This is a genomic window from Paractinoplanes maris (assembly GCF_023544465.1).
GTDB lineage: Bacteria > Actinomycetota > Actinomycetes > Mycobacteriales > Micromonosporaceae > Actinoplanes > Actinoplanes maris.
The window spans coordinates 156,777-169,438 of sequence record NZ_JALPVL010000016.1; the positions used below are offsets into that span (position 1 = coordinate 156,777).

Genomic DNA, 12,662 nt, shown 5'->3' on the forward strand with positions numbered 1-12,662 from the left:
CCTCGGCTTTCCCCGCCCGGCGATTACCGATAGTGATGCACGCGGCATAGAGCGAACGTCACGGTGTGCGTCCCCCAGAACGACATCGCGTAGCATGCCAGCGTGGTCAACTCAGCGCAATGTCCTCATCAGACCAGATTTTCGTTCGATGTGGAACGATCTCCGATGCATTCTGCATCTAGCCTCTGACCTGCGGCTTTGGAAGGTTTCCGCGGGGCGCGTAAAGCAGAGTTAACGTTTTAATACACGTCTATCTATGCATTTGGCGTACGCCGATCGAGAATCACCAATGGCCGTGCACGCCCATGACGGAGAGTGTCCTGCCCATCGCGCTTATACACAGGGTGACCGTGGCGGAAGGCAAATCGGGTGGGCGCCGAGAAAAAGCCCTGGGCGGGCCCGCCGCCGGTAAAGTTCCTGGTAGGCGGGCCACCGTTCAGGAAGCTCCCAGGGGAACCGGGGACGATTGATCGGTTGCCGCCCCGCTTATCGCCCGGAGGTTCCATACCCATGCTTGAGGTCACCGCGCTCGGCTGGACGCTGACCATCGGGGTCATCGTCGCCCTGCTCGCCCTCGACCTGGCCGTCGGTGTGTTCCGGCCGCACGCCGTCGGCTTCCGCGAAGCGGCTGTCTGGTCGATCTTCTACATCGCCGTCGCAGTCGCGTTCGGTGTCGTCTTCGGACAGGTCGCCGGATGGGACTTCGGCGCTCAGTATTTCGCCGGCTACATCGTCGAGAAGAGCCTGTCGGTCGACAACCTGTTCGTGTTCGTGATCATCATGGCCACGTTCGCCGTGCCGGAGAAATACCAGCAGGAGGTGCTGACCTTCGGCATCATCATCGCGCTGGTCCTGCGGGTCATCTTCATCGCGCTCGGCGCGACGCTGCTGAGCCTGTTCTCGTTCATGTTCCTGATCTTCGGCCTGATCCTGATCTTCACGGCGGTCCAGCTGTTCCGGCATCGCGACGTCGATCCCGACGTCGAGGACAACGCGCTGGTGAAGTTCAGCCGGCGGATCCTACCGGTGACCGACGACTACATCGGCGGCAAGATGATCACCAAGGTGGACGGCCGCCGGGTGGTCACGCCGATGTTCATCGTGCTGATCGCGATCGGCAGCTCCGACCTGCTGTTCGCCCTCGACTCGATCCCCGCCGTCTTCGGCGTCACCGACGAGGCGTTCATCGTCTTCGTGGCCAACGCGTTCGCCCTGCTCGGTCTGCGCGCCTTGTTCTTCCTGGTCAAGGGGCTGCTCGATCGTCTGGTCTATCTGTCCGCGGGCCTGTCGGTCATCCTGGCCTTCATCGGCGTCAAGCTGGTGCTGCACTGGCTGCACGTCGACATCAACACCTCGGTGCCCGAGATCCCGACGCCGCTCTCGCTGGTCGTCATCATCGGGGTCCTGATCGTCACGACGATCGCGAGCCTGATGAAATCGAAGAAGGACCCGGACACCAAGGCCCATGCCGGCAGCCTGCGAGGGCGGCCGGAGGAGCGGCAGAAGCACTGAGCACACGAAAAGCCGGCCGGGTTCGTCCCGGCCGGCTTTTCTGCGCTGAGGGGTCAGCCCAGGTATCCGCCCATCCCGGCGGTCTGGCGGCTGCTGGTCTGCAGGCGCACGGTGTCCTGGCGGTACAGGATGTCGCGGATGGTCTCGGTCTCCTCGTTGCTGTGACGGGAGAGAAGCTGGTCGAGCTCGGCGCGCTCGGCGGTGGTGCGGAACGACGCCAGCTCGTCGGCGAGCCGGCGGTGAGCGACGCGCATGGTGCGGCGGTTGGCCAGCGCCGTGCGGGCGTCGCGGAGCTTGGTCGTGAACTGCATGGCCGTCTCCTTACGGATTGTGATGGCGATAGGCCTCGTCGCCTTCCCTTACAACCATCCACGGGCCTCGCTTCATCCCCAAATCAAGCAGGTAAAAGACGGAAGACGAAAGTGATGGCGGCCACTGGAAATCTGTCGCCGGGGTCACTCTCAGTGGTGAAGTGGCTGGTCAGGCACTCCGGGTGACTTCGGACACGACGGTCGCCAGACGGGACGACAACTGGGTGCGGGAGCGCACCCCGATCTTGCGGTAGATCCGGGTCAGGGTGGCCTCGACCGTCTTGACGCTCAGATAGAGCCGGCCGGCGATCTCGCGGTTGCTGGCACCGTCGCGGACGAGCGCCGCGATCCGCAGCTCGGTCGAGGTCAGGCCGAGGTCGAACGGCGTCGTCCCGGCGGCCGACGTGCCGGCCAGGGCCCGCTCGGTCTGCTCGGCCCACGGCTTGGCGTCGGCGGCCAGAAAGATGGCCAGCGCGGCGCCGATGGCGAGCCGGGCCGCCGCATATCGTCGGCGGCGCCGCTCGGCGCTGCCCTGCACCAGCAACGCGTGCGCCTGCTCGATCGGCTGGTGCAGCTGCTCGAAGTGCTGGGCGGCGGACGCCGAGAGCCGGACGGCCGAGTCGGCCTGCCCGCTCTCCGAGAGCACCACCGCCGCCGCCCGGTCGAGATAGCCGAGCAGGCCCGGGTTGGCACCGAGCCGCTCGGCCGCGGCCCGCGCCACGGCGAGCGTCGCGGCCGCCTCGGCGTGCTCGCCCAGCGCGGCCAGTCCCCCGGCCAGGTCGCCGTGCCAGCGCACGATCATCGGGTCGCCCCCGCCGGCGCCGGCCTCCAGGCCGCGCAGCCGGCGCAGCGCCGCCACCCCCTCACGGGCGCGGCCCGCCCGCAGCTCGGCCTGGCCCAGCGCGTGCAGGTTGCGCCGCAGATAGAGGGTGTCACCCTCCTGCTCGGAGGCCCGCACGCCGCGACGGGCGAACCCGGCTGCCGCGGGCAGGCTGCCGCCGGCCAGCTCGGCGATGGCCGCGGTGTAGGCGGTCGGCCCGGGGCTGAGCCCGGCCCGTTGCGCGGCCCGCACGGCCTGGTGCGCGTAGTCGAGCGCCTCGCGGCAGCGACCGGCCCGGGTGGCCACCTCGGACAGGCTGCGCAGCACGCAGACGCGGGCCTCGCCGATCCGGTCGGGGCCGGCCACGGCCAGCAGGCTGAGCAGCGCGGCCCGGGCCTCGTCGAGCCGGTCGTCCATCATGGCGAAACGCGCCGCCACATAGCGCGGGCCGTAGTGCAGCCAGTCGGGCGCGGGCGTGGCCGGCAGCACGAGCGCCTCGGTCAGCGTGTCGGACCAGCCGGGGTCGCCGCGCAGCCGCTCGATCTGAGCCAGCACGCTGAGCGCCATCGCCTCGGTGGTCGGGTCGCCGGCCCGGCGGGCGGCCAGCGCGGTGCGCGCCGCCTCGTCGGCTGCGCGGTCCGGATCACCGGTGATCAGCGACGCCCAGGTGACCCGGAGCAGCACCGGGGCGAGCAGGGCCGGGTCGTCACCGGCCTCGTCGAGCGCGGCCGCGAACATCTCCCCCATCTCGGCCAGCCCCTGCCCGGCCAGGTCGATCAGCACCAGCCGGGCCCGCACCCGGTGCCCGGCCGGCGCGTCGGCCGCCAGCACCGCCTCGGCGGCGCGTCCGGCCAGCACGGCCGCGCCGGCGCTGAGGCCGCTGCGGGCGGCGGCGACGAGCCAGTCCAGCCGGTGGGCGGTGCAGGTGTGCGGGCAGCGGTCGGCGGCCAGCAGGAACAGCTCGGCGGCGGTGCGAGCGGCCCCCCGGGTCGCGCAGCGCTGAGCGGCGGCGGCCAGCGACCGGGCGACCGCGGCGTCCGGCACGGAGCTGCGCAGGGCGCGATGGCGCAGCGCCTCGATCTCGTCGACCGCGCCGGCGGCCAGGGCGGTGTGTGCCTCGGTGCGGTCGCCGGCCGGCGCGTCCTCGGCGATCACGGTGGCGAGCAGCGGCGGGGTGAAGCGAATCTGCTCGCCGTCGACCGCCACGGCACCGGCCGCGGCGGCCAGGCGCAGATCCCGGACGGCATCCTCCCGGCCCGCCCGCAGCAGCACGGTGACCGTGGGCTCGGCGGCCAGCGCGGCCACGAGCAGGGTGTGCACGGTCTCGGCGGGCAGCGCGGTGAGCCGGTCGCGCAACAGCTCCCGGACCGATTCGGGCAGCGGCGACGGGCGCCAGGACGGGCCCGGCGGCAGGGCGGCGCCCAGGGCCAGCGCCAGGAACGGGTTGCCGGCGCTGGCCTCGTGCATCCGGCTGGCCCGGCGGCAGGGCAGGCCCCGCTCCTCGAGCAGCTCGGTGAGGTCGTCGGCGGTCAGCGGGGGGACCTTGAACTCGACCGCGGGCGCGGGGCAGAGCCGTACGGCGCGGCGGCGGCCGGCCGGGTCGGGGTGCCGTTGCGCGGCGATCACCCGGACCCGCGGGCCGGGCCGGCGGCGCATGGCGAACGCGATCAGCTCGGCCGACTCCGCGTCGAGCCACTGACAGTCGTCGAGCACGATCAGCACCGGCCGCACCCGGGCACAGTGCGCGAGCAGCAGCGGCAGGACGAGGCGGCGGGCCAGCGCGGCGGCTCCGGCGCGCGGGGCCAGCCCCTGCCGCAGGGCGGCCAGCGCGGTCCGCTGGGCGCGGGGCAGGGCGGAGCGGGCCGCCGGTGGCAGCTGCCCCATCAGGTCGGCGAGACCCGCGTACGGGATCAAGCGCTCGCTGCGCACCGGCCGCAACCAGACGACGAGCTCGCCGCGCGCGGCCGCGGCCGAAGCCGCCGCCTCGAGAAGCGCCGTCTTGCCGATGCCGGCCGGCCCGTGCAGGGCGACACCGCCGCCCATGACGAGGCGGCTCTCGATCGTCGCAAGGAGCTCATCGCGCCCGTGCATGCTGCCACCCCTAGGTCCGAATCGGCCTCAGCCTAGGAAGTGACAGACGCACACATCAATAGATTCACATATGCCAACAGTTACCTATCACCGCGGGGATGCCCCCGCCTAATCGTCGTCGTCCCCGCCGTCGTCGTCATCGTCGTCACCGTCGCCGCCCGGGCAGCCCGAAAGGGTCAGCACCGTGGCCGCGCCGCCCGCCAGCAGGAGGGCCCGCCCGAAGAACGCGCGCCGGTTCAGGCCCGGCTCGCCGGTTACGGAGTCGTCTCGTTCACGAGTCGCTTCGTCCATGCCCGCATTGTGTCAGCGCGGCGACGTATCGGGGAGACCATCGCGGTCCCCTTCGCCACCGACCTACCCGAAAGTGACCCGGGCCGGACAGCGTCGATCGGGTAGCCGCCGTCCCGCACCGGCTACTTCGTGGCGGTCACCGACGTCGCCGAGACCGTGCCGTCGGAGGCCGTGCTGCCCTGGACGGTGACGGACTGGCCGGCTTTCACGTCGGCGAGCTTGCTCTTCGACGCCGTCGACACCGCCGTCCGGCCGTCGGTCTTCACGGTCACGACCGAGCCGTCCGGCTTCTCGACGTAGATCGTGGTGCCGTTGACAAGCTTGACCTTCCCCGTGGTGACCCCGGCGGCGGCAGCGGTGGTTTGAGTGCTGCCTTGCGCTTGGCCGCCGCCTTGTGCCTGACCGCCGGCGAAGTTCGGCAGGCCAGCGGCGGCGCCGTATCCCGCCCGGTTCTGACCGCCGCCGGCCCGTGCCGCGGGCGCTTCGGCCGCGCCCCACTGCTTCTGCGCCTGAAGGCCGCCGGCGAAACCGCCGACCAGGAGCACGATCGCGCCGAGCACCACCGTGCCCCGGTTCCACCAGCGGCGCGGGGCGGCCTTGGCCAGCTCGGTGGCCAGGGCGTCGTCCTCCGGGGAGAGCACGACGGTGTCATCGCTGATCGAAGTCACAACGGGTCCTCACTCGTAGCGCAGCGCGTCGATGGGCCGCAGGCGGGCGGCGCGGGCGGCGGGCAGGCCGCCGAAGAACAGTCCGATCGCGAGGGAGACGCCCAGCGCCAGACCGACCGAACTGGGCACGATCACCGGCCGGACGCCGACGATCTCGAAGCTGCTGCCGACCAGCGCGGCCACCACCCCCAGAGCGCCGCCGATCACGCTGAGCAAGGTGGCCTCGATCAGGAACTGGGTCAGGATGACCCGGCGGGGCGCGCCGAGCGCCTTGCGGATGCCGATCTCCCGGGTCCGCTCGGTGACCGTCACCAGCATGATGTTGGTGATCCCGATGCCGCCGACGAGCAGGCTGATCGCGGCCACCGCGCCGAGCAGCGTGGTGAACGTGCCGGCCGTCTGGGTCTGGGTCTCGAGCAGCTGCGCCGCGTTCTGGATCCGATAGGCGGCCGGGTCGAGCGACAGGTCCAGGATCGTCGACACCTCGGACTGCACGGCGTCGACCTGGTCGGGCGCCGCCGCCTCGACCAGGATCGAGGTGAGCGCGCCATAACCGGTCAGGACCTGGCGTACGGCGGTCAGCGGCGCCACGGCGGTGTCGTCGGCGTCCTGGAATCCGGTCGAGCTCTTCTCGCTGAGCACGCCGACCACGGTGAACAACGCGCCGCCCACGGTGACCTGCCGGCCCACCGGGTCCAGGCCGGGGAAAAGCTCCTCGGCCACGGTCGGCCCGATCACCACCACCCGGCGGCCCTGCGCCTCGTCGTCGGCGGTGAACGCCGAGCCCTCGCCGACCGGTGTGTTCGAGGCCTGGAACCAGCCGGGCGTGGTGCCCACGAACGAGCCGACCTCGTGGTCCGCGCCCTCGTAGGTGACCGTCGCCGACGAGCTGACCACGGGTGACACCGATCGCACGCCGGGGGCCAGCACCGGGTCGGTCAGGGCGGCGGCCAATTCCGTGGTCAGCGAGGCCCCGCCCCGGCCGGCACTCATCACCGTGATCGTGTTGGTGCCCAGCGCCTCGATCCGGTCGCTGATCGCCCGGGCCGAGCCGTTGCCCACCGCGACCAGCAGGATCACCGCCGCCACCCCGATCAGGATGCCGAGCATGGTCAGCGACGAGCGCAGCTTGTTGGCCGACAACCCCCGCAACGCGAACCGCACCACCTCGGCGAAGCTCACCGCACACCCACCGGCGCCTGGCGGACATCGTGGACGATCCGGCCGTCGACCAGCCGGATCAGGCGCTTGGCCCGGGCGCCGACCTCGGGTTCGTGGGTGATGACGACGATCGTCCGGCCGGCCGCGTTGAGCTGGTCGAAGACGTCCAGCACGTCGGCCGTCGAGCGGGTGTCCAGGTTGCCGGTCGGCTCGTCGGCCAGCAGCAGCGCCGGCTCGGTGACCAGCGCCCGGGCTACGGCGACCCGTTGCTGCTGGCCGCCGGAGAGCTGGTTCGGCTCGTGGCCGGCCCGCTCCGCGAGCCCGACCACGTCGAGTGCGGCCAGGGCCCGGCGCCGTCGTTCCCGGGGCCTGATCCCGGCGTACGCGAGAGGGAGCTCGACGTTGGCCGCGGCGCTCGTCCGCGGGATGAGGTTGAACGCCTGGAAGACGAAGCCGATGAGCCGGTTGCGGGCCAGGGCCAGTTGCCGGTCGGCCAGCTCGCTGACGTCCACGCCGTCGAGCAGATAGGTGCCCGAGGTCGGCACGTCGAGCGCGCCCAGGATGTTCATCAGCGTCGACTTGCCCGACCCGGACGAGCCCATGATCGCCACGTAGTCGCCGCGCCCGACCGTCATCGACACCCCGCGCAAGGCGTGCACGGTGGCTTCGCCCTGGCCGTACCGCTTGCGCAGATCCCGTACGTCGAGAACCGGTCGCGTCATCGCGGGCCCCCGCCGCCGCCGCCGAAGTTGCCCCCGCCACCGGCCGGGAACCCGCCGGTGCCGCCGGCCGGGAAGCCGCCGCGGGTCCCGGTGGACGTCGTGGTCGTCGCTTTGAGCACCACCCGCTCGCCGGCGTCGACACCCGAGGTGATCTGGGTGACGGTGTCGCCCACGAGGCCGATCTCGACCGGGCGGACCTGCTCGGCGGCGCCGTCGAGGACCGTCACCGTGTGCCGGTTGCCGGCCGTGGTGACCGCGGCCGAGCTGACCATGAGCGCGTTCTCGACGCTGCCGGTGGTCACCGCGACGCTGACCGTCTGGCCGGCCTTGACGCCGGTCGGCACCTTGTCGAGCGAGAGCGAGACGCCGTACGTGACGACGTTGCCGGACGTCGTGGCCGAGGGGTCGATCGCGCTCACCCGGCCCGGGGCCGACGTGCCGTCGAGCGCGTTCCAGGTGATGGTGGCGGTCTGCTTCTCCTTGAGTTTGGTCGCGTCGGCCTCGGCGAAGGCCGCCGTGACCTGCATCCTGGTGAGGTCCTGGATCTCGATGAACCCGCTCGACGTGTCCTCCTGCTGGGCGGATTGGCCGCCGGCGGATTGGGCGGCTCCGGACTGAGCGGCTCCGGACTGGGCGGCTCCGCTCGAGCTGCCGAGCGTGCCGTTGACCGCGGTGACCGTGCCGGCCATCGGCGCCTCGAGGACGGTGCCGGCCACCGCCGCCTCGGCCTGCTCGACCGCCAGCTCGGCCTGGGTGACCTCGTTCTCGGCGGTCGACGTGTCCGAGCCGGCGTCCTCCGCGCGGTCCACCGAGTCCCGCGCGGCGTCCAGGTCGGCGTTCGCGGCGTCCAGCGAGCGCTGCGCCGGGGCGGGGTCGACCTTCGCCAGCACCTGCCCCTTGGTGACCTTCTGACCGACCCGTACGGAAAGGGCCGTGACCGTGCCGCCGGTGACAAAATCGGCCGTGGCCGTGCGGGCGCTCTCGACCGACCCGTCCGCGGTCACGGTCTGGGTGACCGTGCCCTGCTGGACGGCGACCGTCCGGGTCGAGGCGGCCGCGGCCGGGGTGTCGTCCCCGGCCAAGGTCCGGTAGGCCCAGAACCCCCCGGCCAGCAGGACGACGCCGAGGGCGGTGTTGACCGCCACCGCGGGACGTCGCAGGGTGAGGCGCGCAGGCATGCCGGACACTGTGGCGGCCCGGCCTCGGAGGAGCTTCGGGGCTACCTGGGAGCCACCTCGGAGCCGGCCGTCGGGAGGACGACCCGGAAGGTGGCGCCGCCGGCCCCGGACGGATCCAGCTCGATCCAGCCGCCGTGGCCCTGCACGAACGCCGCGGCGATCGACAGTCCCAGCCCCGAGCCGCCGCCCTTGCCCCGGAAACGGCTGGCGTCGGCGCGGTAGAGGCGCTCGAAGACCCGCGGGGCATGCTCGGCGGCGATGCCCGGGCCGTCGTCGGCCACTTCCAGTACGGCGATGTCGCCGCCGGTGACGGAAACGGGCCCCGAGACCACGCCGCCCGGAGCCGGCGGCCGGGCGGCAAGGGTGCCGACCCGTACGGTGACCTGGGCGTCCTTCGGCGTGTGCTGAAGCGCGTTGGCGACCAGGTTGGTGGCGATCTGGCGCAGTGCGTGCTCGTCGCCGAGGACGGTGGCCGGGTCGAACGTGTCGTCGTCGTCGCGCAGGCCGGCCAGCCGGACCACGCGCTCCGGGGCGCGGGCGTGCGCGTCGCGGATCGTGTCGGCCGCCACCTCGAGCAGGTCGACCGGCCGGCGGGCCAGCGGACGCTGCTGGTCGAGCCGGGCCAGCATCAGCATGTCCTCGACGAGCAGGTTCATCCGGCCGGCCTCCGACTCGATGCGGTCCAGCGCCGCGCCGGGCGGAACGCCACCGCGCCGGTAGAGCTCGGCGAAGCCGCGGATCGAGGTGAGCGGGGTGCGCAGCTCGTGCGAGGCGTCGGCCAGGAACTGGCGCATGCGGCTTTCGGAGGCGGTGCGGGCGCCGACCTCGGCCTCGATCCGGCCGAGCATCGAGTTGAGGGCCAGACCGAGGCGGCCGGGCTCGGTGTGCGGATCGGTGTCGGCCACCCGGCCGCTCAGGTTGCCCGCCGAGATGTCCGTGGCCAGGCGCTCCATGTCGGTCAAGGGCCGCAACCCCAGCCGTACGACGAAAGCCGCACCCAGACCGAGCAGGCCCAGCACCAGCAGGCTCACCGCGAAATCGATCAGCAGCAGGCGGTCGGTGGTCTGCTCGACCTCGGCCAGCGACACCCCGGCCACCGCGAAGTCACCGGTGTCGGCGTTGCGCACGGCCATCATCCGCCACTCGGCGCTGCCGTCGCTGGCCTCGACCGTGTAGGGCTGACCGTCCTCGGCCAGGGTGGCGATCTCGTTCGGGACCGGGATGGGCGGACGGCTCAGGCCGGCCGACGAGCTGAACCGGTCGTCGAGCGTGCCGTCGGCGGTGCACCGGTAGACGACCTGGTCGGGGCCGAACTTCTTGAGCGGGGTCGTCTCGTCGAGGCGGGCGTAGCGACGGGCCTGCAGGCTGGGCCCCTCATACTCCTGGGGTGGCGGCTTGAACAGCACCCGGCTCATGCCCCGGAGCTGGTCGTCGATCCGGTCGTCCATGTAGGAGCGGATCAGCACCAGACCGGCGACGTTCGCGGTGATCAGGGCGAGCGCGGTGAGCACGCCGACCACGAGGACCAGGCGGGCGCGCAGGGTCCAGTGGGTCCAGCGCCGGACTTGGGGTGGCGTCATGTCAGTCGTCGCTGCGGGGCAGCCGCAACGCGTAGCCGACGCCGCGGACGGTGTGGATGAGCGGCGGCTCCACCTTGTCGATCTTGCGCCGCAGGTAGTAGACGTACGACTCGACGATGCGCCCGTCGCCGCCGAAGTCGTACTTCCAGACCCGGTCCAGGATCTGCGCCTTGCTGACCACCCGGCCCGCGTTGATCAGCAGGTACTTGAGCAGGTTGAACTCGGTGGGCGAGAGGTCGACGACCCGGCCCGCGCGGCGCACCTCGTGAGCGTCCTCGTCCATCTCCAGATCGGCGTAGCGCAGCACGGCACCGGCCGGGGCGGCGTCGAGCTCGGGCCGGGTGCGGCGCAGGATGGCGCGGATCCGCAGCACGACCTCCTCGAGGCTGAACGGCTTGGTGACATAGTCGTCCGCGCCCGCCGACAGCCCGGAGATGCGATCCTCCAGGGCGTCACGCGCGGAGAGGAAGAGCACCGGTACCCGCGACCCGGCGGCGCGCAGCCGCTTGGCGACGTCGAAGCCGTCCAGGTCGGGCAGCATCACGTCGAGGACGATCAGGTCGGGGTCGAACTCCTCGGCCGCGAGCAGCGCGCGATGGCCGGTCCCGGCGACGCGGACGTCGAACTCGACGAGGCGCAAGGTGGCGCTGAGCAGCGCGCAGATGTTGGGCTCGTCGTCGACGACCAGCACTCGGGCCGTACGCGTCGCGGGGCGGGTGTCTGTCAGCACGTCGAAGAACTATCAACGCTGCCTAGGAATTGCCTATGAACTTGTGAGGAGTCTGCTGTATTGCCGTTTCCCCTCCCGGACTCACCAGGATCGGGCCACCTGGTCGCCCTCGGCCAGGCCTTGGGTGATCTCGGTGAACTGGTCGCCGCGCAGGCCGATTCCCACGGTGACGGTCGTGCCGTCCTTCCGTACGACGCCCCGCGTGCCGGCGACGTCGTGGACGGCGGTGCTGGGCACCCGGAGGGTGTCGGGCGCGGCGCCGGTGGTCACGCGGACCGGGGCACTCTGGCCGACCAGCAGATGCTCCGGTTTCTCGTCCGGCTTATCGTCCGGTTTCTCGTCCGGTTTCTCGTCCGGCTTCTCGTCGAAGGAGAGCAGGACGCCGTAACGGACCATGGTGCCGTCGCTGGTGCCGACCGGGTCGACCTGGACGACGGTGGCCCGGAATTCCTGACCGGCCCGGTCGGCCAGGGTGACGACGGCCTTCTGCCGCACGGCGAGGCGGTCGGCGTCGGCCTCGGGGAAGTCGGCGCTGATCTGCATGGCATAGATGTCGGCCAGCGTTATGAAGCTGTTACCAGCGGTGACCTGGGTGCCGATCTTGCCGCTGACGCTGAGGACGCGGCCGGCTATGGGCGCGGTGATGGTCGTACCGGTCAGGGCGTCCTCGGCGTTCTCGAGTGCGGTCCGCGCCTGGATGACCCGCTGCTCGGCGCTGAGGATCGCATCGGGCCCGCTGCCGCTTTGCTGGCCGCTGCCCTGTTGGCCGCCGCTTTGCTGGCCGCTACCTTGCTGGCCGCCGCTTGGCTGGCCGCTACCTTGCTGGCCGCCGGTTTGCTGGCCGCCGGTTTGCTGGCCGCCGCCGCTCGATCCGTCGGATCCGCAGACCTCATCGCCGCCCGCGTTCCCGCCTCCTTGGTCGGCGCCGCCTCCGGGGCGGCCGAGTGAGGTGGTCGGGGCCGGCTTTCCCGGCGCGGTGGTCCTGGTCGGCGCGGTGGTGGTCGCGGGCGTCGTCCTAGCCGGTGTCGTCTTTGCCGGCGTCTTCACCGGCGGGGTCGTCTTCACCGGTGGGGTCGTGGGCGGCTTCGGCGAGGCGCTGGGTGAGGTCGTCGGGGTCGGCGTACGCGTTGCGGCAACTCCGTAGGCAGCGGCGACATCAGAACCACAGCCGTTGTCCGTACCGGCGGCGGCGTCCTCCTTGGCCTGGGTGAGCGCATCCTCCGCGTCCTCCAGCGAGTCCTGAGCGTCGTCAACCGCTTCGGCGGCGTCAGCGTCATCAACCTTGGCCAGCACCTGACCCGCCGTGACGGTGGTGCCGGCCCGCACCGCGACGCTCTCCACCGTCCCCGCCACCGCGAACGACAGGCTGCGGGTCTGAGCCGGCTGAACCGTCCCGGTGGTAGCCACCTCGGTAGTGACCGCACCCCGATCCACGGCCACCGTCTCGACCGCCGCTGTCTCCTCGGTGGCGTCCGCCGTCATGGCCCGCACGACCCCGAAGCCCACCAGCGCCAGCACCACGACAGCCACCGCACCCCACAGCCGGCGCCGCCGCCCACCCAGTGCTTCACCCATGGCCCGGAAGTGTCCCGGCCCCT

Annotated in this window: 11 protein-coding genes; 1 reads left to right on the forward strand and 10 read right to left on the reverse strand. The window is 72.0% G+C overall.

Translation table 11 applies throughout. The features are described from left to right. Positions 1-510 precede the first annotated feature (510 nt). The gene (locus NAG42_RS38840) at positions 511-1,512 is read left to right on the forward strand and encodes a TerC family protein (protein ID WP_250037401.1); all 1,002 of its coding nucleotides are present in this window, start codon (positions 511-513) and stop codon (positions 1,510-1,512) included. 53 nt (positions 1,513-1,565) lie between these two features. Here NAG42_RS38840 and NAG42_RS38845 read toward each other — a convergent pair whose 3' ends face one another. The 10 genes from NAG42_RS38845 to NAG42_RS38890 all read right to left on the reverse strand — a co-directional run bounded on the left by NAG42_RS38845 (position 1,566) and on the right by NAG42_RS38890 (position 12,639). Then, on the reverse strand, positions 1,566-1,823 hold the full coding sequence (locus NAG42_RS38845) for a hypothetical protein (protein WP_250037402.1): 258 nt from the start codon (positions 1,821-1,823) through the stop codon (positions 1,566-1,568). Between the two features lie 169 nt (positions 1,824-1,992). Beyond that, on the reverse strand, positions 1,993-4,734 hold the full coding sequence (locus NAG42_RS38850; RefSeq protein WP_250037404.1) for a helix-turn-helix transcriptional regulator: 2,742 nt from the start codon (positions 4,732-4,734) through the stop codon (positions 1,993-1,995). Between the two features lie 108 nt (positions 4,735-4,842). Then, a complete protein-coding gene (locus NAG42_RS38855; protein WP_250037406.1) occupies positions 4,843-5,025 on the reverse strand; it encodes a hypothetical protein in 183 nt (60 codons plus the stop codon). A 122-nt stretch (positions 5,026-5,147) separates the two neighbouring features. After that, positions 5,148-5,693 carry a DUF5666 domain-containing protein gene (locus tag NAG42_RS38860; protein ID WP_250037407.1) on the reverse strand — a complete coding sequence of 182 codons (546 nt, stop codon included), beginning with the start codon at positions 5,691-5,693 and terminating at the stop codon, positions 5,148-5,150. 9 nt (positions 5,694-5,702) lie between these two features. Then, positions 5,703-6,875: an ABC transporter permease gene (locus NAG42_RS38865; protein ID WP_250037409.1), complete on the reverse strand. Its 1,173-nt coding sequence runs from the start codon at positions 6,873-6,875 to the stop codon at positions 5,703-5,705. Continuing rightward, a complete protein-coding gene (locus NAG42_RS38870; RefSeq protein ID WP_250037411.1) occupies positions 6,872-7,576 on the reverse strand; it encodes an ABC transporter ATP-binding protein in 705 nt (234 codons plus the stop codon). Before NAG42_RS38870 ends, NAG42_RS38865 begins: the two co-directional genes overlap by 4 nt. Beyond that, a complete protein-coding gene (locus NAG42_RS38875) occupies positions 7,573-8,754 on the reverse strand; it encodes an efflux RND transporter periplasmic adaptor subunit (RefSeq protein WP_250037412.1) in 1,182 nt (393 codons plus the stop codon). The genes NAG42_RS38870 and NAG42_RS38875 overlap by 4 nt, the downstream gene beginning before the upstream one ends. A gap of 41 nt (positions 8,755-8,795) precedes the next feature. Further along, entirely contained in the window at positions 8,796-10,334 is a 1,539-nt protein-coding gene (locus NAG42_RS38880; protein WP_250037414.1) for a sensor histidine kinase, read from the reverse strand. A 1-nt stretch (position 10,335) separates the two neighbouring features. After that, positions 10,336-11,061 (reverse strand): response regulator transcription factor, encoded by a 726-nt coding sequence (locus NAG42_RS38885; RefSeq protein WP_250037527.1) that lies wholly within the window; start codon positions 11,059-11,061, stop codon positions 10,336-10,338. Between the two features lie 84 nt (positions 11,062-11,145). Beyond that, positions 11,146-12,639: an efflux RND transporter periplasmic adaptor subunit gene (locus NAG42_RS38890; RefSeq protein WP_284046507.1), complete on the reverse strand. Its 1,494-nt coding sequence runs from the start codon at positions 12,637-12,639 to the stop codon at positions 11,146-11,148. Between the last annotated feature and the right edge of the window lie 23 nt (positions 12,640-12,662).